This window comes from Paenibacillus pectinilyticus (genome assembly GCF_001700435.1).
GTDB lineage: Bacteria > Bacillota > Bacilli > Paenibacillales > NBRC-103111 > Paenibacillus_E > Paenibacillus_E pectinilyticus.
In genome coordinates this window covers 184,869-209,575 of sequence record NZ_LYPC01000016.1, presented here as the reverse complement: position 1 = coordinate 209,575, position 24,707 = coordinate 184,869, and the positions used below count along the sequence as shown (strand labels likewise).

General features: G+C 46.1%; 16 protein-coding genes, 4 tRNA genes and 1 riboswitch. Of the genes, 16 read left to right on the top strand and 4 right to left on the bottom strand.

Translation table 11 applies throughout. The features are described from left to right. The first annotated feature begins 10 nt into the window (after window positions 1–10). The 5 genes from A8709_RS12945 to A8709_RS12925 all read left to right on the top strand — a co-directional run bounded on the left by A8709_RS12945 (window position 11) and on the right by A8709_RS12925 (window position 1,156). Complete coding sequence (locus A8709_RS12945) at window positions 11–709, top strand: AIM24 family protein (protein WP_065852808.1); 699 nt, start codon at window positions 11–13, stop codon at window positions 707–709. A 102-nt stretch (window positions 710–811) separates the two neighbouring features. Continuing rightward, window positions 812–886 (top strand) — tRNA-Gly (locus A8709_RS12940). Window positions 887–892: 6 nt separating this feature from the next. After that, window positions 893–969, top strand: a tRNA-Arg gene (locus A8709_RS12935). Window positions 970–989: 20 nt separating this feature from the next. After that, window positions 990–1,066, top strand: a tRNA-Pro gene (locus A8709_RS12930). 19 nt (window positions 1,067–1,085) lie between these two features. Continuing rightward, window positions 1,086–1,156: transfer RNA gene (locus A8709_RS12925), tRNA-Gly, on the top strand. A gap of 261 nt (window positions 1,157–1,417) precedes the next feature. Here A8709_RS12925 and A8709_RS12920 read toward each other — a convergent pair. Further along, window positions 1,418–2,155 carry a M14 family metallopeptidase gene (locus A8709_RS12920; RefSeq protein WP_065852807.1) on the bottom strand — a complete coding sequence of 246 codons (738 nt, stop codon included), beginning with the start codon at window positions 2,153–2,155 and terminating at the stop codon, window positions 1,418–1,420. A 289-nt stretch (window positions 2,156–2,444) separates the two neighbouring features. On the opposite strand from A8709_RS12920, the gene A8709_RS12915 reads away from it, so the two are divergent. Beyond that, entirely contained in the window at window positions 2,445–4,832 is a 2,388-nt protein-coding gene (locus tag A8709_RS12915; RefSeq protein ID WP_244163176.1) for an FAD-dependent oxidoreductase, read from the top strand. A 132-nt stretch (window positions 4,833–4,964) separates the two neighbouring features. Further along, window positions 4,965–5,912, top strand: coding sequence for an acetylxylan esterase (locus tag A8709_RS12910; protein WP_065852805.1), 948 nt, complete (start codon window positions 4,965–4,967; stop codon window positions 5,910–5,912). A 3-nt stretch (window positions 5,913–5,915) separates the two neighbouring features. Here A8709_RS12910 and A8709_RS12905 read toward each other — a convergent pair whose 3' ends face one another. After that, complete coding sequence (locus A8709_RS12905; protein ID WP_065852804.1) at window positions 5,916–7,511, bottom strand: helix-turn-helix domain-containing protein; 1,596 nt, start codon at window positions 7,509–7,511, stop codon at window positions 5,916–5,918. Next, window positions 7,489–9,231, bottom strand: a complete 1,743-nt coding sequence (locus A8709_RS12900) for a sensor histidine kinase (RefSeq protein ID WP_065852803.1) — start codon at window positions 9,229–9,231, stop codon at window positions 7,489–7,491. The genes A8709_RS12905 and A8709_RS12900 overlap by 23 nt, the downstream gene beginning before the upstream one ends. Window positions 9,232–9,754: 523 nt before the next feature. Here A8709_RS12900 and A8709_RS12895 point away from each other — a divergent pair. From A8709_RS12895 to A8709_RS12855, 9 genes are all read left to right on the top strand, one after another. Beyond that, window positions 9,755–14,353 carry a 3-keto-alpha-glucoside-1,2-lyase-like domain-containing protein gene (locus A8709_RS12895; protein WP_065852802.1) on the top strand — a complete coding sequence of 1,533 codons (4,599 nt, stop codon included), beginning with the start codon at window positions 9,755–9,757 and terminating at the stop codon, window positions 14,351–14,353. Between the two features lie 279 nt (window positions 14,354–14,632). Further along, window positions 14,633–15,595 carry an ABC transporter permease gene (locus A8709_RS12890; RefSeq protein ID WP_065852801.1) on the top strand — a complete coding sequence of 321 codons (963 nt, stop codon included), beginning with the start codon at window positions 14,633–14,635 and terminating at the stop codon, window positions 15,593–15,595. Between the two features lie 31 nt (window positions 15,596–15,626). Beyond that, window positions 15,627–16,517: a carbohydrate ABC transporter permease gene (locus A8709_RS12885; RefSeq protein ID WP_065852800.1), complete on the top strand. Its 891-nt coding sequence runs from the start codon at window positions 15,627–15,629 to the stop codon at window positions 16,515–16,517. Window positions 16,518–16,546: 29 nt separating this feature from the next. Further along, window positions 16,547–18,175, top strand: a complete 1,629-nt coding sequence (locus A8709_RS12880) for a type 2 periplasmic-binding domain-containing protein (protein WP_065852799.1) — start codon at window positions 16,547–16,549, stop codon at window positions 18,173–18,175. Window positions 18,176–18,407: 232 nt separating this feature from the next. Next, entirely contained in the window at window positions 18,408–19,541 is a 1,134-nt protein-coding gene (locus A8709_RS12875) for a Gfo/Idh/MocA family protein (protein WP_065852798.1), read from the top strand. A gap of 25 nt (window positions 19,542–19,566) precedes the next feature. Continuing rightward, the gene (locus A8709_RS12870; RefSeq protein ID WP_065852797.1) at window positions 19,567–20,664 is read left to right on the top strand and encodes a Gfo/Idh/MocA family protein; all 1,098 of its coding nucleotides are present in this window, start codon (window positions 19,567–19,569) and stop codon (window positions 20,662–20,664) included. 86 nt (window positions 20,665–20,750) lie between these two features. Further along, complete coding sequence (locus A8709_RS12865) at window positions 20,751–21,272, top strand: GNAT family N-acetyltransferase (RefSeq protein WP_065852796.1); 522 nt, start codon at window positions 20,751–20,753, stop codon at window positions 21,270–21,272. A gap of 123 nt (window positions 21,273–21,395) precedes the next feature. Then, window positions 21,396–21,557, top strand: a riboswitch (cyclic di-AMP (ydaO/yuaA leader). 3 nt (window positions 21,558–21,560) lie between these two features. Next, window positions 21,561–22,457, top strand: coding sequence for a C40 family peptidase (locus A8709_RS12860; protein ID WP_244163175.1), 897 nt, complete (start codon window positions 21,561–21,563; stop codon window positions 22,455–22,457). A gap of 225 nt (window positions 22,458–22,682) precedes the next feature. Beyond that, window positions 22,683–23,300 carry a hypothetical protein gene (locus tag A8709_RS12855; RefSeq protein ID WP_208607677.1) on the top strand — a complete coding sequence of 206 codons (618 nt, stop codon included), beginning with the start codon at window positions 22,683–22,685 and terminating at the stop codon, window positions 23,298–23,300. Between the two features lie 141 nt (window positions 23,301–23,441). On the opposite strand, the gene A8709_RS12850 is transcribed toward A8709_RS12855, so the two are convergent. Then, window positions 23,442–24,629, bottom strand: a complete 1,188-nt coding sequence (locus tag A8709_RS12850; protein WP_065852794.1) for a glycosyltransferase family 2 protein — start codon at window positions 24,627–24,629, stop codon at window positions 23,442–23,444. Between the last annotated feature and the right edge of the window lie 78 nt (window positions 24,630–24,707).

The following is a 24,707-nucleotide window of genomic DNA, read 5'->3' as shown; positions in this document are numbered from 1 at the left end:
GGGTGTGTGAATGAAAGTTATCTATGAAGAAGCGAGTTCACAAGCCCGAATGGCTACGATGCAGCTCGATAAGGGCGAGGCTGTGCATGTGCTGCATCCCAACCAAATCGTAGCGTTCCAAGGGAGACCGGAGCAACGAGAAGATTCTTTTATGAAGTTGCCGAGCATGTTCCGGAAAAAGCGGCTGATTCAGTGTTTGATGAAGGGGCCTGCTCAATTCATGCTAGGGCTTCCTGAAGGCTATAGCTTGGCTGTTGTGCCCCTAGAAGACGAGGACGACCTGCTGTTTGAGTTTCGTCATGTGTTGTTCTATACGGAAGGCGTGACCTTCACAACGCATTTACAGAGCGTTAAGAATACAGTGATTACGCAGGATTTGGTGAAAATGCAGTTTCATGGGCCGGGTTCCCTTGGCCTGTTGACGGCGGGGCCGTTATTTCATATGGCTCTAGATGAGAAGCTGCCCTTATATGTCGATGTCAGCTGTCTTGTCGCGTATCCGCGGCAGGCGAAGCTTCGATTGTGTGTTTATGGCAATACGCTGGCCAGTCAGCATATGAATTATCATTGGGAGATCACAGGCCAAGGCCATGTATTGATGCAGCCCTGTAAGCCGGATCCCAAATTGGATGAGCATATGAAATCGGATGGTTTGCTGCGGCGAATCGCGCGGGAAGTTTTGCCTTTCGGCGGGGTTTTTATCAAATAAAATCGGCTAGAAAAAAACAGTTGCAATTGTTATGAATTCCTGATATATTATTCCTTGTCGCCTCAGAGAAACACTTACTGAGCGAGAGGCAATTAACACGATGCGGAAGTGGCTCAGCGGTAGAGCATCGCCTTGCCAAGGCGAGGGTCGCGGGTTCGATCCCCGTCTTCCGCTCCAATATTTGCGCCCTTAGCTCAGCTGGATAGAGTATTTGACTACGAATCAAAAGGTCGGGAGTTCGAATCTCTCAGGGCGCGCCATTTTCACTCTATATACACTTCGGGACGTAGCTCAGCTTGGTAGAGCACCTGCTTTGGGAGCAGGGGGTCGCATGTTCAAATCGTGTCGTCCCGACCATTTTAGAAATTGTTGATATGCGGGCGTAGTTTAATGGTAGAACTTCAGCCTTCCAAGCTGATCGCGCGGGTTCGATTCCCGCCGCCCGCTTAAATAAGAAAGGACCACCTTCGGGTGGTTCTTTCTTTTATCTAGGGAATTGAACCCCAGGGTTCGACCGTCCGTGCATACATCCATGAATCAACCTAAGTAGGACGAGCGTCCAAATATACCACCAGTTGCTTCCGGAGGAAGCTTTTAATAAGAATTTGGAGTATTCCCGCCGCCCGCTTAAATAAAAAAGATCACCTTCGGGTGGTCTTTTTTATTTAATTCGGCAGGGAGTAGAATTGGCTCAGTAGGGCGAGCGTCCTAATATACCGCGCCGGCCACGGGCCGCAACTCCCTTACGTAGCGCATGATCGCCCGCGTAACGGCATAAATCGGTTGATCGATGTAATCGCGGTTATGGTCGTGTGGAGCCCTTCCTTTGCCTTGGTCGCCGTTTTCGACACCGTCGATGTCAACGAACGGCACGAAATGGATGCAAAATCGATCGAGAAATGCAGAATGGTCCGCGATCAAGAACGCTAGCAAACCTTCTAGTACGTAGTTCACCGTCGATTCGCACGCGTGGTGACGACTGGAGAGGAAGATATGCTCTTGCGCATTCGCGTTGCCGATGAGGAAGAGCGGCACATCACTCTTTTTTTCGGTAAGACAGAGGGTATCTCGGCGCACGATAGAATTGTCTTGGAACCTCTCATAAAATTGTTCGAGGTGGTGCAATTGATAGGGCAGTGAAAAAGCGAAGTAAGCCTCTGGATGGTCGGAATTAAAGCGGTAAACGAACGATTTGGCGTTCATTACGCTTTGTTCCCCGAGCCATGTCCAGTTTATGCCGTCCAGGCTGTAAGCGGGTCCCCAAGGTCCAACCACTTCACCATGCATGAATTCGAAGACGACTTCCCTTTCTTCGTCGCATCGGACGCAGAAGTTCCAGTAAAACCACCAATAGGAATCCCGGATGTCCTGCTCCAGTCTCACGACTTCACCCAAAGAAATAACCTTTATATTGCCACCTGCATAGTCCGAATGGATCTGGATCACGCACGTAACCCTCCTTTAGGCCGTCTCTCTGCGGTATGTGGCCTATCCCAATATATGGAATAAACGCCTTCGCACAATGTTGTGACAGCGTTTTCTTCATGTCCACCTCAGTATAGCGACTAAAAGCCGCGAGCTACATAGCGCCGTTTTTGATTTGATACCTCTATTTTGTTTTCGACAAATTCACTTTCGGATGCCAAAATGAAGGCATCAAATCAAAAATGGTGATATTTTAAAGTACACGCACTCACGTTAAAGTGGAGAGGAGGAAAAGAAAGCGCAATCATCCATGGATAGGTGGATGTGGCTGCATAAAGGGAGACTAAGAGAAATGGCGAGTGACTTCAAGGATACGAGCACAGCGGGCAATCAATCAGGGCGAAAGCACCAATATAAGACGGAAACGTATGATGTTGTCGTATGTGGAGGTGGACTAGCAGGCTTCTGTGCGGCAGTGGCATCAGCCAGACATGGAGCAAGAACCTGTCTCGTGCAGGATCGACCGGTATTCGGAGGCAATAGCTCGTCCGAAGTGCGTGTTACGCCGCATGGCGCGGGGGCATTTCATGTTTATGCGAAGGAAACAGGGATCATTTCGGAGTTAACGATTGAGGAACGCGCGCGAAATCATGAACCGATATTTGAAAACGGCTGGACCAACAGCGTGTGGGATATGACGATGTATGACATGGCGCAGCAGACCGAGAATTTGACCTTTTATTTGAACACGTCCATTTTTGATGTGCGGATGGCTAATGAGCGGAGAATCGCGTCAGTTGTGGGTTATGTGGCTAATGCGGAGCTTGAGCTTGAGCTCATCGCGGATGTGTTTGTGGACTGCACAGGCGATGGCATCGTTGCGGATCGTGCGGGTTGTGAATGGCGCATGGGTTCCGAGGGACGCGAGGAGTTCAATGAGCCGCATGCCCCCTTACAAGCCAGTGGGGATGTGATGGGCAATTCTATTCATTTTAAAACGAAGGATATCGGCTATCCAGCTCCGTTTACTGCACCCGATTGGGCAGCGAAGCTTGATAATCCGGACTTTTTCTATAAGCAGGGTCGCAAGCCGAATGATATCCGAGGTGGCTATTGGTGGATCGAGATTGGGGTGCCTTGGCATACGATTTATGAAAGTGAAGATATACGCCATGAGCTGACACGGTATGTGCTTGGTATTTGGGATTGGATGAAGAATAAAGATCCGCTCACGAAAGAACTTGCAGCCAATCACGCGATTGACTGGATTGGGCAGGTACCTGGCAAACGGGAAAGTCGTAGAATTATGGGGCAATACTTGATGACGGAGCATGATCCGATCAACCGAACGGTATTTGAGGATGAAATCGCCTATGGAGGCTGGTTTCTGGATTTGCACACACCAGGAGGACTCCATGCTCCGACCAGCGAACATGCCAGTTCGGAAGGGTATAGTGAGACGACAGAATATGCAGTGAAAAGCTATTGTGGTCCTTATGGCATTCCGCTTCGGTCGACGATTGCCAAGGATGTTGACAATTTGATGATGGCGGGACGAAATATCTCGGTGACCCATGCTGCGCTTGGCACTGTGCGTGTCATGGCGACGACGGCGCTCATTGGGCAGGCTGTAGGAACGTCGGCAGCGATCGCGCTGAGGAAAGGGTTAGCACTTGCTGATGTGCCAAGCGAGGCGATTCGTGAAGTGAAGCAGACGCTGCTGCGCGACGGGTGCTTCTTGCTGAACACGACGAACGAGGATGAGCTCGATCTAGCGCGCAACGCGCGCGTGACAGCAAGCAGCCAAGCGGCAGTAAGCGGCGCTGAAGTGAAAGAGGAATTGCGCGCATCTGGTGAACTGGGGCATCACGATGAGCTCCTGCGTCAACGTAAGGGGCAATGGATTGCAATTTCGGAAGGAGTTCTGAACCGCGTGTCGGTCTGTGTGACGAATCAGAGTGACACACCTCAAATCGTGGTCGCGAAAATCATTCCGGTGGATCATATCTGGGATTATCGCTCAGAAGCGAACCCTGCGCTAGCTACTACAGAATTGGAAATCATGCCAGGAACGTACCAATGGATCGATTGGGATGTACAGTTGAGTGAAGCGGATGGTCTGAAATTGGGGAGCTATGTGCGTTTGGATCTACTTGCAAATCCATACATTGCTTGGCATTGTGGAGACGGGATTGTACCAGGACATACGTGTGCGTATGAAATGGGATCAAGCAAAATGCGCAGGGATTGGAACGGACCTACGCGGAGTTTCCGTGTGGAGCCTGCACAGCATGCGTACAGCCCGGAGCACGTCATCAGCGGGGTAACAAGACCGTACCACTTCACGAATCTATGGCGCTCAGATGCGAATGAGGAGCTTCCACAGTGGCTTGAATTGCAGTGGGAGGAGCAGCAATCCATTAGGCAGATCGAGCTGACCTTCCCAGGCAATATTCTGTGGGAATATCACGGATATGCGCCATTCCATCACGATCCACAGTGTCCGAAGGATTATCGGATTGAAGCCGAGCAGCAGGGTACGTGGGTACAGGTGCTTGCGGTGAAAGGGAATTACCAACGGCATTGCCGCCATACGCTGGAGAAGGCGATTCAGACGAAGAAGCTGCGTATTGTAATTGATGCGACGAATGGCGATCCATCGGCAGCAATCTATGAAGTACGGTGCTATCAAACTTAATATAAGGTTGGCGAATAGCCCTAGGTGTATGTAACTAGGGCTATTTACACCGCTTTTTTTATCTTTCATTTCCAATAGATGTCATGTACACTTGGGATATTATAACAAATAACACGAAGGAGATTTACCTTTATGAACGCAATCGAAAGTCGAATTCAGGGTCTAACGCAGTATAGGCCAGATTTGACGGCCCCTCAAGACCTGCATGCATTTTGGGAGAGGGTCTATGAGGAGGCTGCTCAAAAGGTAACGTATACGAGGGAGCCAGAAGAAACTCCTTTCGTCAAAGCGACAGTGAGTAGGATCGTATTGGAGGGGGCTGCAGGGACGCCGATCCACGCTTGGCTTCTACTGCCTAACATAGGTAATAGTTCGGAAAAGGTCCCTTGTGTGGTTACCTTTCCTGGCTATTCAGGCTCGAAAGGAAAGCCCGAGGATCATGCCGCATGGTTACTTATGGGATATGCTGTACTAGCCGTTGACGTTCGCGGGCAAGGCGGAGACAGCGGTAATACGCTAACACAGGATTATGGCATGACGAAGGGCTGGATTACACAAGGCATCCTCGATGCCGAGAAAAGCTATTATCGCGCAGTCGCGATTGATTCGCTGCGTGCCCTGCAATGTGCACTGGAACAACCGGAAATCGACAGCGAACGCGTATTCGTATTCGGAGGAAGCCAAGGGGGCGGCTTAGCCCTGCTCATGTCTGCGCTTGAGATGCGCATTCGGGCTGTAGTTGCCCATGTGCCAAATCTATGTCACATGGATCTCGGTCTGCTGAATTCCGTTAGCTCGCTTAGCGAGGCTGCGGATTTCGTGACGCGATTCCCAGAACACTTGTCAAGTGTTCTGAAGACGATTTCCTATTTTGACATTATGAATCTCGGAGATTGCATCGGGCAGCCTGTCCATGTAACGGTTGGGTTGAAGGATACGACCTGCTTGCCGGAGGCTATTTTTGCCGCTTATAACCGAATCGAGTCCACACATAAATCCATTGAAGTGTATCCATTCATGGGGCATGCGATGCCACCGGGGTTCCATGCGGCAGCACATGCGTTTTTCGCTAAGTGGTAAGTCTTACATCGATTTCCGATGTTCTTTCGGGGAAACGCCGAAATAATTTTTAAAAGCGCGTGAGAAATGATAGAGATTGCCATACCCTACCTTTTCCGAGATCTCATTGATCCGTAAGGTGGGGTCTTTGAGCAGCTTCTGTGCCTCCTCCATGCGGACCTTGATGAGGTAAGCGGTGAAGGTTAAACCGGTTCTCTCCTTAAATAGCTTGCTGAAGTAAGAATAGTTCATCGAGACGCGATTAGCGACCTCAGCGAGCTGTAAATCGCGGTTATAATGCTCACGTACAATGGTTTCCGCAAGTGTAATAACCGTTTCGTTGAGACCCGCGTGGTCAGAAATCTGATGCTTCGTATCAGTTGCATAGCTCTTCAAGTAGTGGCGAAGCTCCGCAAGCGTATGAAACGTATCGAAGGCTGCTGCTTGCTCCCCTTCTTCGAATAGGAAGCGATCATGCACATGGCGATGAATTTCGGACAGGATGAGATCATAGATCGCCTTGAGCTGCTCTAAGGACATCTGGGAACGCAGTGCATCGCTAAGATGGCGATCAACCCAGAGGGAGATACGTTCCAGATGAAGGGTTTCGACCGCTTGCTTAATTTCCTCTATATCCTTCTTCGCAGGCAGCCAAGCTTCGTTGCGGACCGCAGGCTCTACGGCTGCTAATACCTCGCCCGGTTCTCTTACAATCCGCTCAGACATCGCATAATACGCCTGCTTATAGAGGTGCGATAATTCATTCAAGCCTTGCCCAGGCTGACTGATTGAGGCGATAGGTGTTCGCTGCTGGCCTTTTCTAAGCGTACGTACGACTCGGTTAAGTAAAGCTAGTACAGTCGGATGGGCAAGATTATTAACGTAGTTAAATACAAGCCCAATACTTCCTTGCGTATCGTGAAAAGCGAGATAGCTTAGAAGTTGTGTGATCCCCTGCTCGTGAATGAGGTGCTCGATACAGTCATTCACGATGTCCAAATGCTCTTCACTGAAGGTAATATCATCGAACGTTAGATTAGCTACGACGAATAGTGGATGAGTGAAATAAGCTTCGAGCGATTGCTGAGATTCGGAGTCTTTATTCCCCAGAGAGGAGTCCGTTGCAGAGTCAGAAGCTGTGGGCACTCGCTTCGATCCATGGATCATAAGCGGCAGCCTTGCAGCAAGCAAGGCTCTGGCATCTAGCTGACTGCGTTCAGCGAGCTGATCGTTCAATTGATCGGTCTGTATGCTGACGATGGCAGCCTGCACTTGTTTGCCAAGCTCATCGGAGGCCGCTGGCTTCAAGAGGTAATCCAGCGCGCCGTATTTGAAGGCTTCGCGCACATAGGGATAATCACCGTACCCGCTCAGCATAATGAATTTCGTATGGGTCAGCTGCGTGGACAGCTGTTTAATTAATTGAATACCGTCTAACTCCGGCATTCGAATATCTGTAATGATGATATGTGGCTGCAGGTGCAGCGCTAGCTCAAGCCCTTGTAGACCGCCGATAGCAAGGTGAATGTCACGGATACCGGGTACATTAGCCCTCTCGAGCTTGGCCTTTACGCCACAGGCAATCAATTCCTCGTCATCAATAATTAATAGTGTGTACATCGTCATCCTCCTGGATCTTTCTTGATTCATAAGGAAGGGTTAATATCGTCTCTGCATATTGACCTTGTGTGCTGATTAACCGTAAAGGATATTGTTCGCCATAAAATAACTTCAATCGTTCATTAATATTACCCAGACCAATACTTTCTCGCTCTTTCTCGCCTTTACCCACATACACGGAAGTACGGAACTGCTCGTTGAGCTGGGTTAACCGTGCAGCCTCGATGCCAACGCCATTATCTTTTACACATAACCGAATTGTAGAGTCATTCTCTAATGTAACATGGATATCGATGGTGAGTGTATCTTGCTTCGCAAAGCCATGCTTTACACTATTCTCTACAATAGGCTGCAGGATGAACTTCAATACTTGTGTGGCGAGAAGTTCACTAGGGACGTGAATTTGGAAATGAATACTATCTCCAAATTTAACCTTCTGTAGATTTATATACTGCTCTAAGTAGCGAAGCTCGTCTTCTAAAGCAGCAAATTTGGCGTGACTTTCCATGTTATATCGCATCATTTTTCCAAAGTCGGCCATAGCGTCGGATACCTCATATTGACCGGCAATCTCCATTTTGGAACTGAAAATATCTAAGGTGTTGTAAATGAAATGCGGATTAATCTGGGCTTGGAGCGCCATGAGCTGGGCATCCTTATGCATGGTTTCTTTCTTGACCATATCACTGAGCAATAACGTAATTTTATTGAGCAAAATGTTGAATTTCTCGGAAATGACCCCGAATTCATCCCTGCGTAGGATCGGAATGGGCTTGAAGCCCATTTCAATGGCGTGATCCATCTGTTTAATGCTCGTTTTCATTTTACTTAGCGTTAGCTTGAGTACGTAGTAAAAGGCAAACAATAAGATGATAAAGGTAAGAATGGAGACGAGATTTGCTGCAACCTGAACGGATCCTAGCAAAGGTGGGATAGGAATCGCCATTACGATACTATGTTGAACACCTTTCAATGTATCGGTGACGTATAAATAGCCTGCTTTCTTCGCAAAGCCTTGTGTGAATAGGGCGGGTGTTGCGTCAAATAGGGCTTGAGTGTCTGGCTTGTGATCATTGGATACAATCGTATGATTGGCATCCAAAATAAACACAGATTGATTCGCAATATTTGGATTTAAAGCGGGTTCAAGCAAATCACTTAAACGCACATCGATAATGGACATACCTAGATAAGTGCCTTCAATGGAAATCATTTTTTGGATATATCGGAAAATGTCACCGCCATCGGCCCTATTCAGTAGCCAGAGGGACTTCTTCGTAGAGGCCATGAATGTATTGTACCAAGGCTCGAGCTGTACCTTTTTCTCGGAGTAAAAGGAGCCAAATCCTTCAGGGATGGAATCATTGTTCATATAGATGTAAATTTGCTGGGCATTAACCTTCTGGAATAACATGGCATAGTTAACCAGCGGTGCTGCGTAATTGAAATAGGTATCCAATGAATTTTTCTCTAACGAATACGGTTCACCGAGAAATTGCTGAAAGCGATAATTATAAGTGATATTATTGCTAACGCTTTCAATAAGGTCGATTTTATTCTCAATTGTATGCTTAATCTGCTTCACAGTGGTCTGGGAGTTAGCCAGTAATTGCGATTGGATATAGCGCTGCGATTGGTTGTATGTATACAGACCTAGCACGCTGAAGGGAATTAATATGAAAAAAATAAAGGCAAGCGTCACTTTACTTTTAATACTCATGGCGTTTAGGGTGCGTGGCAAGAGAACTCCTTCTTTCTTCGTAGTAGGCTTGTAAGGAGGATTCGACATGCGGTGAGCGATACCTTTCTGGAGAAGAACATATCCCAAATGAAGGTATCAAAACAAAAACGATGATATTTTTATAAGCGCTTACAAAATATATAGTGAGGATATGTTTCAGAAGTTGCTTTGCTTTATGGATGTATTGATATCAAGTCGGATGGCTTCAACGGTAAATGCAATAAAAATCGGGATTAACAAAATTATTTACAGGTTGGCATATGCAATGTTCCGTGATTGTTAGTTACTTCACGCATTTGCATATGCCTCTTTATCCTCTCCCGCTATAAACGAGAAAACCTTATAAAGGCGAGTGAATTGAAAGGAGGTGGTTAAGACCGCATAAATCAGCGAGATACGGCTAGGAGAGAACGTAATCGAATTAGAGAGAATGAGAACGATTTGGAAATGGTTATGTTCGCAAAAACGGGTTTTACAAAAAAAGTGTACTGGAGGATCGAAAATGAGAAAGGGCAGGATTACTAAGGTTTCAGTTACGCTGGCTTTTGCATTATTACTGCAGTTATTTGGAGCGGTAGGGCAGGCTCCAACTGCAAGCGCGGCCCCCATTGTTGCGGATAGCACATGGAAGGCTATTGATACGACATTGGCGGTAGCACCTGGAAGTGCGCTGGACTTGTCCTACTTGAATCAAACACCAGCTGGAACGAAAGGCTTCGTAAAGATTGATGCGGATGGTGATTATTATTTTACGGATGAGCCCAATAAGAAAGTAAAATTCTTTGGTACCAACCTTAACGGCAGCTATGGTACGGATCCAACCCGGGAAGAAATGGTTATTATCGCCGACCGGCTTGCTGCTATGGGTTATAATGCGGTGCGACTCCATGACAATGATGATAATGTTGAGTGGGCAGTAGGACTTATGGTGAAACCTACTTCCACGACGGTTACATTAAATCCGGTCAAACTGGATAACTTTGAGTACTTCGTTTCTTTGCTGAAGGCACGAGGCATTTATATCGATCTCGACCTTCTGGCTTATGCGGATTACTCTAGTGTACCAAGCTTAAGCAAAGACAAATACGGCTCATTCCCTGCCAAATATATGGCAACGCTTTTTCCGGACGGTAAAGCGATTTGGCAATCATTTGCTCAGCAGTGGCTTACTCATGTTAATCCGTACACCGGACTTGCCTTGAAGGATGATCCTATATTGATGGGGCTGTCTCCCATGAATGAAACTATTCTTTATAATGCTAATTTTTCAAACGCAGGTGTAAAAGAATGGTTGAAAGCAGACTTTAATACGTTTCTGGCTGGTAAAGCACGTCTGCCTATCACAACATTTCCAGATATGTTTTGGACTGCAGATCCGAGTATTCGTGATGATCTTGCCGAATACTTCACAGAAAAAGCGTTATCTTCCCATAATGAAATGAAAAATTACCTTAAAGATGTAATTGGCGTAAAGGTACCCATTGGAGGAATTAACTACATTAATGATTCTTTGGCCAACTACTGGCGAACAAACACAGATGTTCATGAAACACACTTATATAATGGGCTTGTAGATGGAAGGGGAGCCTCATTCTCTTTTACCCCGGCGTCACATCCTCGTTACAGTATGGTATTTGCTCCAGAATCAGCAGCTAATTATCCGCCGCAATCTGGAGGGACTCTATTTAAAAATTATATTCCTGGTCTTGCCCTTGGGCAGCTGTACCAGAAGCCTTTTGCATTAACTGAATATAATCAGGAGTTTCCAACGAAAGGCAGAGACGACCTTGGATTGATGGTGGCCGCGACCGGCGCCTTCAATGGCTGGGATATGCTAAACAGGTTTGAATATGTTGCCCGTGTAAGTGAGGCTACTAAACAAAGTGCAACTTTGGGTGGTTTTACTTCATTTGATACCCTAACAGATACCTTGGTAACGATGTCCGAATATCAAAGCACCCTTCTTTTCCGTAAAGGTCATATCACTCCAAGCGAACCTAAATTTGTCATTGTCAGGGATCAGACATCGGTTAAGACGCATGGGGCATCAACGGAGAATGAAGATTTAGAGATTAATCGAATGTATATACCGCATCTGTTCAAGATGGTTACCGTGTACGCAGATAAGCCTGGTGAACCCTATGCCATCTATAAAATCACACCTGAGCTTACACCTGAGCAAATCGCAAGCGGTAATCTTCCTGCCCAGAATAAGATATCCATTACGAATAGCATGACCTTAAAGCAGGTTGCGGAGACGTTTATTAATGCTATTGATGATGTCAATCTGAAAAACAACATGCTCTCTAATCTGAATCAAAATAAGCTGGTTTCGGACACGGGTGAGCTTATATTTGATCTTAATCTAAATACCTATCTGATCAATACCCCTTACGTAATTGGAGCTGTAGGCACGTTGAATAACAACTTATTTGAGCTTGGTCCTGTATCTATGAAGGCAAGTGTGGATAAAGGAACCGTATCCGCAGCAACGCTTGATGATAAATCGCTAGACAAAAGCGAGAGAATGCTGGTCATCTATACAACCGATGCAGCGGCGACAGGGGAAGATACGATTCAAGATCCTCTCGATAGCAAGAAGAGGACCTATGTAAGAGGGAAATTGCCGACACTTGCCAAACACGAGACAATGGAATTCCATCTGAAGACGACACTCATCCCAGCAGGGTACAAAGCTTACAAGCTGGCGACAAACGGTGTACGGCTGCAGGAAATTCCCGTGATGGCCACAGGAAAAGACGTATTTGTCCAGCTTGATACGGATAAAGGCTTCGCCTTTGAACTGGTTTACGATCCATTGTACACGAATGATTTTGAGTCAGGTGCAGCGGATTGGACCTCAGTTAAAGGAAACTTTGCGCTTCAAACAGAGAGCAGCGGCAATCATGTTTATCAATCGACAAAGGAATCGACTGCTGTGGTTGCACAAACGAGTGGAACCGACTATTTTGTTGAGTCAGATGTGCGAATTGTTAGTCATAAAGATACGGTAGGACTTCTCGCCCGGTATGTGGATCCAGACAATTATTATAGCTTCACCTATGATGCGCTGTTCGGAAAGGCAATCATTGAGAAACGCAGCAATGGTACATCCGTTGTGCTTCAAACAGCGACCGGTGTGACATTACCGTTGGATGTTATGAACAAGTTGAGGTTTGAAGTGGTAGGCAGTAACCTATATGGCTATATCAATGGTCAATTGGTGGTTACAGCAACAGACAGCTCGATTGCAAGCGGCTCCGCCGGAATTTTAACGAAGGACCTTGAACTCCCGGCAGGCTTCCCTTGGGGCGCAGCAACACAACAATGGATAGCTGCGCTAGGAAGCGCAGTGAGTAGTGAAATCAATGCAATTACTGGCTCTAATGAGACGTTTCTGACTGGATTAACCGAATTCCTGAAGCGGGTGAAGGGCCCAGTCTCCTATGATAATTTTATCGTTGCTTATAGAGATGTGACAGCACCAACGGCACCTTCGAATGTGGCAGCAACTGTGCTATCGTCCTATGAAATATCGTTATCTTGGACTCCGTCTATAGATATTGATAGCGTGGCCAGTTACATCATTTATCGCGATGGTCAACAAATTGCATCCATAAATGGTGTGAACACAAGCTACAAGGATACAGGTCTGAGCTTAGGTACAACGTATCATTACACGGTCAAAGCCACTGATCCTGCGAATAATGTATCCGCAGCAAGTGAAGAGGTGGCAGCTACGACGAAGAATACGCTGCTTGAGGACAATTTCGAATCGGGAAGCGCGAGTGCATGGTCCGTTGTCTCAGGATGGGGGACTTTCAGTGTCGTGACCGACGGCAGCACGAAAGCCTACTTGTCCGATAATGCGGATAAAGGAGCTACGAAATCCGTAGCAGGACTCCCCACATGGACCAATTACAGTGTAGAAGCTAAGGGTAAAATGGATCAACAGAGCGGTCGCATGGGTCTAGTTGCCCGATACGTTGATTACAACAACTATTACACCATGACTTATGATAATTACTCGAAGAAAGTGTTTATTTCGAAGCTCCAGAATGGTGTTACAACCGACTTGGTTGTTTCAGCGGCCTTAGCGCCCCTGCCTGCAGGTGTTTACAACACGTATCGCTTCACCGTGAATGGGAATACCCTGCAAGCTTATGTGAATGGACAGCTGCTTGCCATGGTTACGGACAGCACATTCACTACAGGTATGACAGGTGTGTACACGCACATGTTGAAAGGTTACTTTGACGACGTTGTGGTTCATGTGATTCCTGACCCTGACACGGTGGCGCCTACCGCGCCTACAGGATTGACGGCTACCGCATTATCGTCCAGTGAAGTTGCCCTATCATGGGAGCAATCATCGGACAATGCGGGTGTGACAGGCTACACGATTGCACGTGATGGGCAAGATATTGCGACAGTTACGGGTGCGGTATACACCTTCAAAGACACAGGACTAAGTCTAGCGACGACCTATCACTACACGGTTAAGGCATTTGATAAGGCTAACAATGTCTCCGATGCAAGTAGTGAAGCTATCGTAACGACCAAAAGCACACTGTTGGAAGATAATTTCGAGTCTGGAAACGCGAGCAGTTGGAGTGTTGTTTCTGGATGGGGAACATTCTCTGTTGTAACAGACGGCAGCACGAAAGCCTACCTCTCTAATAACGCGGATAAAGGGGCGACCAAATCCGTTGCAGGTGCATCTACATGGACGAACTACACGGTTGAGGCCAAGGCTAAGATGGAGGCGACAAGTGGTCGAATCGGTCTAGTCGCTAGATTCGTTGATTACAACAACTATTACACAATGTCTTATGATAATTTTTTGAAGAAAGTCTTCATCACGAAGCTGCAAAATGGCACCTCAACCGATTTGGTCATTTCAACGGCTATAGCGCCACTGGCTGCAGGAATGTATCATACACTTAAATTCACTGTGAATGGGACTACACTGCAAGCTTATGTGAATGGGCAGCTTATCATCACAGCCACGGACAGCACGTTCTCAGCTGGGAAGATCGGTGTGTACACGCATCAGCTGAAAGGCTATTTTGATGATGTGGTGGTCAGCGTTACGCCATAAGAAATAAGCTGGAAACTAACCCGTCATTGGTAACTTTTACTGATGGCGGGTATTGCATGTTGGAAACAGTAGCAAGGGGGCATTGAAAGAAAAACATATCCCAAATGAAGGTATCAAAACAAAAATCGTGATATTTTTATAAGCGCTTTCAAAATGTATAGTAAGGATATGCTTCAGAAGTCGCTTTGCTATAGCAGCCGTGAAGTTGGTAAATAAAAAGAGAAACATTGCCATCTCTTATGCTAAAAGGGAAGGCAGTATATCGGGGAGGAACACAATGTGGATGGAACCGTAAAGTCGAAAATCAGTGTACAATCCCCAGGGGTAGCCACATCAAGTAAATGGCTTCGCTTCAAGAGTCAGTTCGCACTGCAAAGCATGGTTTGGCCGGGGATCTTGTTTCTGCTCGTATTTTCGTATGTTCCTATGTATGGCATTCTGATTGCATTTAAGGAATACGATCTATTCTTGGGAGTGATGGGTTCACCGTGGATCGGATTCACACACTTCAAAGATCTCCTGACTGATCCGAATTTCTTGAATGTATTGAGGAACACACTGGCGATGAATGGTTTGGGGTTAATTCTTGAGTTCCCTGCACCCATTGTATTTGCACTCTTCTTGAATGAACTAACGAAGAAGCGCTTCAAGAGAATTGTGCAAACGATTTCGTACTTGCCCCATTTTGCTTCGTGGGTCATTTTTGGCGGCTTAGTCCTGACCGTGCTGTCACCTTCGAATGGTATCCTCAACCTCATATTAACGAGTTTGCATATCATCGATGAACCGATTAATTTCATCGCCAATCCACATCTATTCTGGATCATTATGGTGTGTGCCGAAATTTTGAAGAACATTGGATGGGGTGCAATTATCTATATCGCTGCGATTGCAGGTGTAGATCAGGAAATGTATGAAGCAGCGAGGATCGATGGTGCAGGCAGACTGCAGCGCATGTGGTATGTCACGCTGCCAGCTATTATGGGGACGGTTGTTATTATGCTTATATTTAAGATTAGTGCGATCTTGAATACGGGCTTCGAACAAATTATGGTGATGCAGAATCCGCTGAATCTGGATGTGAGTGAAACGCTTGATACCTACGTCTACAAGGTTGGACTAAGGCAGATGAGGTACTCCTATTCAACGGCGGTGGGTTTAGCGAAATCAGTAGTGGCACTGTTGCTGTTGTTTGCTGCGAACTATGCATCCCGTAAAGTAACCGATAACAGCTTGTTCTAATAAGGATGCCTGCAGACAAGGAGGAGCACAAATGGAGTTGCGTTCCAAAGGGGACAAATGGTTTGATGTATTTAATATCATCTTCATGTTGTTTGTAGTTGTCGTAACGTTGGCACCGTTCTGGTTTGCCTTGGTTGGTTCGTTTAATGATGGCGTCGATTACTTGAGAGGAAGCGTTTACTTATGGCCTCGTGAATTTACGTTGGCGAATTATCAAGCTGTACTTTCAGATAGCGGTCTATATCACGCGTATTTCATTACAATCAGTAAAACACTGGTTGGCATGTCCACGCATATCGCGTTAACAGCGCTTGTAGCGTACGGGATGTCTCGTAAAGAATTAAAAGGTCGTAATTTTTATCTCCTGATTATGATGATAGCCATGTTCTTTTATGGAGGTTTAATTCCAACGTACTTGCTTTACAAGCAGATTGGACTACTAAATAATTTCTTGGTCTATATTATTCCCTCGATGTTTAGTATTTGGGATATGATTATTATCATGTCCTTCTTCCGGACGCTGCCGGAACCCATTTTTGAATCTGCAAGGATGGATGGGGCAGGTGAGTATCGTATTTTCATCCAATTGGTATTACCGTTAACGAAGCCTGTTCTGGCAGCTATTGCCTTGTTTAACGGGGTATACCAATGGAATACGTATATGGATGCCATGATGTTTACAACGAAGAGCTCACTAGAGACTGTTCAACTCGTTCTTATGCGTTTGGTAACGGATGCCTCCTATGGAGAAGCATTAGGTCAACAGGCTTCCATGTATATGCCAGATGAAGCGAAGCATATTAGTCCTGCTACATTGAAACTTGCCATGATGGTTGCAACAACAGCGCCTATCGTCGCAATCTATCCTTTCTTACAGAAGTATTTCGTCAAAGGTGTACTGATTGGTTCTGTGAAAGGTTAATTTTACCGATACTAAGGGGGCAAAACAAAGTGAAAAAAAGCATGATTAGTTTAGGGCTTGTAACAACCATGTTCGGCACATTATTAGTCGCATGTTCCACAGATAAGGGGGCAGAGACATCCGCTTCACCAAAGTCATCGGCTGCTGCTACAGCTACAGCGACAGCTAAACCAGATGATAAGACACCTATCAAGATTACTTGGTTCGTGGATCAAGAATCCTACAAGAAAATCTGGGATCCGGTAAATAACCTGTTGGACAAGAAAATTACGGAAGACACGGGTGTATCCATTGAATTTACATCGGGTAGTGATGATAAACTAAGTGCACTTATCGCCTCTGGAGACATTCCGGATATGATTACTGTAGATAAAAGTGTACCGCAACGGGGTGTCCTTGAGAAATCAGGCTTGGTCGCTCCATTGGATGAGTTAATCAAGAAATACGATCCATCGTTCAATGTTGCTAAATCCATGCAGGACTGGTTCCGTAATCCAGATGGTCATTTCTATGGTTATGCCAATTATTTCTACGCGAAAGAGACATTTAAACCAGGTGATGCGATATTCAGTAACCAAGGTTTATACGCTCGTAAAGATATTATGGATCAACTTGGCATCAAACCTGAGGATTTCAGTACCAAAGAAGGCTTAGTTACAGTGCTCAAGAAGGTAAAGGATGCCAAGATCAAGTATAATGGCTTCGACGTTACTCCTGCCTACTTCGATCCATGGGTAATCTCAGGCTTCTTCGGTAACCCACGTGAGGATGCACAAGGGAATTTGGTGGATCGTGAGAGAACACCAGAGGCACTAGAAGCTTATCAGTTCCTTAACAGACTCTATCGTGAAGGCTTGTTGCCGGAAGATAGCCAAACATTGACGCCAACACAGCTTACTGAAAAAGTAAATAATGGTGCAGTCTTTGCTCTAACGAACAAAGCGATTAAGTGGGATGCGTTATATGCTAAAGATCCGAAGACCGTTTACGTAGCTGTGGGACCTGTTAAGGGTGATAAAGGGAATCAGCCGGCGATTGATCCGGTAGCAGCTTCTGGCTGGACGCTTACGATGGTTAACAGCAAAGCGAAGAATCAAGATCGTATTATTAAACTCATGCACTACCTCTCCTCCGATGAAATGAGCTTGAATGTCACCTATGGTCCAAAAGGCATCACATGGGACTATGATGCGGATGGCAAAGTAAAGTTAACGGATGAGTTCATTAAGGCAAGATCAGAAGATGCGGCTAAAGCGCAATTGAAGTATGGCAATACGACATTAAACTGGTTGATTAACTATGCACCGATTAACCGCACGTTACCTTTGAATGGTGCAATGGAAATTGAAAAATCAAAAGGAAATATATACTTCAGTAAGTATTTGTATGACGCGCTTCCGTTTGAATCAATTTCACCGCTAGGTGGTACGGAAGAAGCGGGTATCAATGCGAAGCGTGATGAATTACGTATAAAAACAAGAGCCAAAATGATTCTTGCGAAAACACCTGAGGATGTAGAGAAATTCTACAAAGATGGCATTGAAGCAGAAGAGAAGCTTGGATCCAAAAAATTGGAAGACTATCAAAACAAGAAGTTCCAAGAGGCCAAAAAAGCGTTAGGCATTCAGTTCGCTTGGCCAGCTAACGTCAAGAAGTAAGCAGGTAAGGGATATAATCAAACAATGGCATATGCAACGTATCGTGATGGGTCACTTTCTTCACACGCTTGCATATGCCTTTTTGTAGATTTTACAAAGGATAGGATGCATAGAGAGGAACAGAGCAGATGAGACAGGCGATGAATTTCAACACGGATTGATGAGCTACAAGCGATCCGTAAACGATGGCCCACTCTTTTTTAAAAATTACAAGAAAGAAGCGTGAATCCACATGGAAAATATTTTGAAAATCGGCATTATCGGCTGCGGAGGGATTGCGAACCAAAAACATATGCCTGCTCTCGCCAGTCTGTCGCATCTTGGGAAGATGGTTGCTTTTTGCGATATTGTAGACGAAAGGGCGATCAAGGCAGCTGCTGAATTCGGCGATGCTGATGCCAAAGTGTATAGCGATTACAAGGAACTATTGAAGGACGAATCCATTGATGTGGTGCATGTGCTGACGCCTAATCTCTATCACGCTCCTATTACTGTGGACGCTTTGGAAGCAGGCAAGCATGTGATGTGTGAAAAACCGATGGCGATTAATTCTACCGAAGCGAAGCGAATGTTGGATGCCGCGAAGAAAAGTGGCAAAAAGCTGACGATCGGTTACCAAAATCGCTTCAACGAAGAGTCGCTTGTTGTGCATAAAGCTTGCTCATCTGGCGACTTAGGCGACATTTATATGGCCAAAGCGCACGCGGTACGTAGAAAAGCTGTACCCACCTGGGGTGTTTTTACAGATAAAAAGCTGCAAGGCGGCGGAGCATTAATCGATATTGGGACGCACGCTTTGGATCTAACGCTTTGGTGTATGGACAATTATAAGCCTAAATCGGTAACGGGTTCTGTCTACTATAAGCTGAAAGACAACACGGAGGGGAATTTGTTCGGCCCATGGGATCCAGCAACGATCGATGTGGAGGATTCTGCTTTTGCTTTTATTAAAATGGAGAACGGCGCCAGCATATTCTTGGAATGCTCCTGGGCTCTTAATACAACAGAAGTGAAAGAAGCTAAAACTTCGTTGTTTGGTGTGGAAGGCGGAGCGGAAATGAAAGCAGGCCCGGATGGCAAAACGGAGCTTGTCTTTAATACCGCGAAGTACGGCAAACTCGTTGATTTTAAGCCGAATACGCGCGCCAGTGTTGCTTATTTCAACGGTGCCGAGGGGAGTCCTGGCGTATTAGAGGCTAAGCAATGGCTAGAGTGTATCATTCACGATACGGAGCCACTCGTCAAAGCGGAACAAGCGTATGTCGTCACCCAAATATTAGAGGCTGTATATCGGTCGGCTGAAACTGGACAGACAGTGGAGTTAGCAACAAACAGTGACCACAATACGTTACTATACTCGAAATAAAAAGCAGGATGACGGAGGGGTAAGCTTGAGGAAAGTTAAAGTAGGGATTATTGGCTGCGGAAATATCAGCTCGGTCTATTTCGAGACCGGGAAAAAGTTTGAAATCATCGATATCGTGGCTTGCGCAGATTTGGAATTGGAACGGGCACAATCCAGAGCGGAAGAGTTTCATATTCCTAAAGCTTGTACGGTAGATGAGCTGATTTCTGATCCGGAAATCGAGATTGTCGTTAATTTAACGATACCAAGTGCTCATGCGGAGATACATAAGCGAGCTTTGGAAGCTGGTAAACATACATACGGGGAAAAACCTATCGCCATCGAACTGGAAGATGCACAGAACATTCTGGCCCTAGCGAAGTCAAAAGGCCTGCTAGTTGGCTCTGCACCGGATACATTCCTGGGTGGAGGTATTCAGACCTGCCGTAAAATCATCGATGATGGCTGGATAGGCGAGCCTATTGCCGCAACAGCCTTTATGATGTCGCATGGACCCGAAAGTTTCCATCCGAACCCTGATTTCCTATACCAAAAGGGAGCGGGTCCGTTATTTGATATGGGACCCTATTATCTCACTGCTTTAGTGAATTTAATCGGACCTGTTCGCCGGATCGCAGGTTCTACTCGTGTGACGTTCAAAGAACGGACAGTGACGGGCCAACATCAGTATGGCAGGAAATTCCCTGTTGAGACTCCGACGCACATCAGCGGTACGTTAGATTTTGAGAATGGCGCGATTGGAACGATTGTAACCAGTTTTGACGTCTGCGGAACTCATATTCCGAGCATTGAAATTCATGGAACATCGGGATCATTGATCGTTCCGGATCCTAATCATTTCGGCGGTTCGATTTATCTCAAAAGACAGGATTATGCTGAGTTTAAAGAAGTTCCTTTCACACATGGTTTTACAACGAACAGTCGCGGTCTAGGCTTAATGGATATGGCCTATGCTATCGTAAATGGGACGGAACATCGGGCGAGCGGCGAATTGGCCTATCACGTCTTAGAAATCATGCATGGGATGTTCATCTCCTCGGACGAAGGCAAGTACTATGATACTAAGAGTATCTGCAAAATTCCGGAACCCTTGCCATTGGATATGCCGAAAAACGGGTTTTAAGGGGATTTAAACGTGTGCGAACTAAGCTGAATTTGTAAGTTTCCTCGCAGTTGGTTACCCTATAGGTAGAAGGAAGGTGCCAACAGATGGAGAAACAAACATCGTTTGACGAGGTATTCAAGCTGATGGAAGCAGCTTTTCCGGTTACGGAAATAAGAACGTATGAAGGGCAGCGCGGGCTGCTTACGCATCCCAACTATCGGCTGCATGTGAATAGAGATGAGAGTGGGGACATCCGTGGCTTTTTGGCCAGCTGGAACTTTAGCGCATTCCGGTTTGTAGAGCATATTGCCGTCAATGCGGCTATACGAGGTGGAGGCATTGGAAAACAAATGCTGACGGATTATATAAACAGCGGGACAACGCCCGTTGTGCTTGAAGTGGAGCCGCCGGATACCCATGATGCCCAGCGTAGAATTGAATTTTATCGCCGCTGCGGTTTTCATTTGAATCTATTTCCCTATGAACAACCTCCTTTAAGAGATGGGCAGCCGCACCTGCCTTTACATATCATGAGTTATCCCAATCCATTGACGGAAAATGAGTTCGTTCCCTTCAAAAATATCCTGCTCACAGAGGTATATGGACAGTCTGTAGGCTCAGTTTAATGAAATGATGTGAAGACAGCTGCTCGCTTAATGAGCGGCTGTTTTTTGCTTTTCGCACAGAAAGGAAACACTTACCATTTCGCAAAAGTTGTCAGACTTTATCGAACTATGCTAGTCTAACATAGACAAAAAATGCCGAATCTGGAGCATCAAAAGCTCTAGTACGGGGGACTTCTTTACTTGGGGTGAATGAATACACAGTTAGTCGCAGACTAATTGAGTGTACTAGGGAAAACCTCTTCCCGAACCCGTCAACTAACCTCGGAGGCTTCAAGGAGGCACAACGTTTTGAAAGTTTTCGCAAAAAGGTTTATTTGTTCATGCGCTCTTCTAGGCGCCGCATTAGTGATGTACACCGCACCATCTGCTCACGCAGCAAGCATCGATTCCTCGGTGAAGGTTCAGGTGAATGATGAATTGCTTCAATTCCCTGAAGTTCAGCCGTTTATCGATGAGGAAGGTGTGCTTCAAGTTCCATTGCGTGTGCTCTCAGAGAAGCTAGGCTATCAAGTTAGCTGGGCCAAGCAAGGCAATGGCGTTCTTGTTACGCTCGTGAACAAAGACATGTCGATTCATCTGGGTACAGACGAAGATCACGCACTTGTGAACAGCAAGGTGATTACGTTAGAAAGCAGCCCAACTTTGCATGAAGGGAATACGTTTGTTCCACTTCGTTTCATCACCGAAACATTCGGATCCGCGATTGAGTGGAATGATGCGAACAAAATCGCCATCGTAGATGTCGACGGTAAGTCGCATAAACCAGCTTGGATCGCACCTCCGCCAGCACCGAAAGCAGCTCCTGCAGCACCAAAAGTCGTACAGCCTACCGTTTCAGAACAAATTATTCAAGCTGCGACGGCTTATCAAGGAACGCCTTACCGTTGGGGAGGTACAACACCGAGTGGTTTCGATTGTTCAGGTTTTGTACGCTATTTATTCGAGGCAAAGGGCATTGACCTGCCGCGTACTTCTGTGCAAATGTATGATCAAGCGGGAACGCGAGTGACCGATTTGAAGACGGGGGATCTGGTATTCTTCGCTTCAGGCATTGTGAATCATGTCGGCATTTATTTGGGAAATAATCAATTCATTTCCGCGACAACATCCGGTGGTGTAGCCATCGATAGTCTCAGCAGCTCCTACTGGGGTTCGAGATATGTAGGCGCTAAACGCGTTCTGTAAATGTGATCGTTGGAAAATGTGTAAGAGCATACGTTCGTAATGTCTTTCGAAAAAGAAAGCATAACGGGCCTATGCTCTTTTTTTGGCTGTTTTTGCGCGAAATCCTGCGATTTTTATCGAATTTTTGAGGATTATAGCCTATAATGAAAAAATGGTTGGAAGAAAGTAGGTGACACGTACGGCATGCAAGTCAGTGTCTGGAAAAGCTGGTTTCATAGAATAAAATTGTCGGGTCGAACAGATCGCATGTTTAGCGTGGAATCGAGTCCTGCCATACCGGAAGACATTCGGGAAGTGATTGAGCAATTTTTTCGAACCTATCATCATTTCAAAGGGGCAAGGCAGTTTCAGACGGATACGTTTATCAAAGAAGTCTTCTATGCAACGAAGCAGGATCCGAAGGATCAGCGTTCGATTGAAGAAATGGAAGCTTATATTCAGCGTAAAAATGTGCATCGACTGCGTCTGAAATCCTATGTAATTGATGAGTATTTGCGCATCGGCGAAAAGGTGTGCATGATCGGTGTGACGAGGGAGTTCAGCAATGCTCACCGCAATCGCGTATTATATTTTATCATCCAAGAAGATGGGGTTTGGCGGTTCCATCATATCGTGAGATCACTTCACGGTAAAATCCTAGAGAAGTTCCAAGTGAAGGAACAGATGGGATTCGTGGTCGGCGACGATAAAGTCGCGCTTCTCTTTCTCACCCATGCAGATTCCGCGGATGCGACTTCCTTTATTTTGGGAGATTATGTCCATATGGAAGGCTTCTTGGAAGTAGAGCAAGAGGTAAGCGGTCAACTTTTTTATCGCGTTGTGCGAATGAATCGGGTGCATTAATCAGTCCGACATAGATAACTACATAATCGACAAATAAGATAAATACATAATCCTACATAGAAGATAAATACATACATAAATAAGCTTTGCTCATTGGAGTAACGCTTATTTGAAGTTTCACTTATATATGGCTAGCGAGCCCTATTTGTTGGTTGGCGAGGGCTTCTTTTTCAATTCTTTCAAGGAATAGAAGGTCCCTCTCCAGATGATGCCGCCTTGCTTCCAAGTGAGCCATACGGAGCGGACGATGGTGTAAAGCAGCAGTGCTGCACTGATGGGAAGCAGGTATGCCTCGTTACCGCGTTGACTCATCAGATGGAACATGAGCTTGCGATACAGCCAGATTTGTAAACACACAGCGACGGCTAGCAGGGCGCCCCGCCAATCCCATAGGAGAATGAGACCGAGCCAAGGCCCGATAAAGAAGATCAACTGTCCCAGGCAAGCTAGTACAGCGACGGTGTAACTATAGCGGAAGCCGGAGAATAAATTCTTTTCTAGGCCAGTGATGGCCTCTTGAAGAGAGCGGTACCACTCTACTTGTAAGAGATGCTTGCCAGAAAGTACCTTTTGTCTGAAGCCGGCTCTTTTGAGAAAAATACCTAATTGGAGGTCGTCATCAGGCCTAAGGGCAATGGCTTGGTGCGTACCGATGGCTTCATACGCCTTGCGGCTTACCATATTGAAAGCGCCGATCCCAATGCCCGGCTCACGGGCGCTCTCACGGTTGGCACGCCAAGGGCGAACGAATAAAGAGAACGAGAACAGAAAGAAATGAACGAACCCGCGCAGCAGAGCGCCTTTGGCCAGCATATGCGGGGTTAATGTGAGATGATCGACCTCGTTTTGCTTCATATAGGTGACTGCATCTTGAATCGTGCTTGGCGCAAAAAGAATATCAGCATCTGTAAAAAGGATGTACTGGCCTCTAGCCTGCAGATACCCTTGGTAGAGTGCGTGGTTTTTGCCTAGCCAGCCTTTGGGCAGCTGTGTAATGTGGATGATTTGGAGCTTCGTGTGAATGTCGCTTTTACCTTCGGACCATTGTCGTAGTTCGTCCAGCCGAACTCCGGTAGCGTCTTGGGAACGATCGTTCACAGCAATAATTTCAAGTCGCGGATAGTGCTGGGATAGTAAATGTTGAACCGTTTCACGAATGGTGCCCTCTTCTTCTTTGGCAGCAATTATTACGGAAACAAGTGGGGGCTTCTCTAGAAGCTTGGTGGATGGAGGTAAGGTAGAAAGTAAATGAATGTTTCTCTGCACTTCAATGAGAGCATAAAACCAATAGAGCAAAGTCAGAATAGCAAGGATCCCTAAAGTAGACATGGTATATCTCCTTGTGAAAGAATAGAAGTTGACCGCATTATATCATTCATTAGGAGTGAGGGGAAATATCTCTGCATA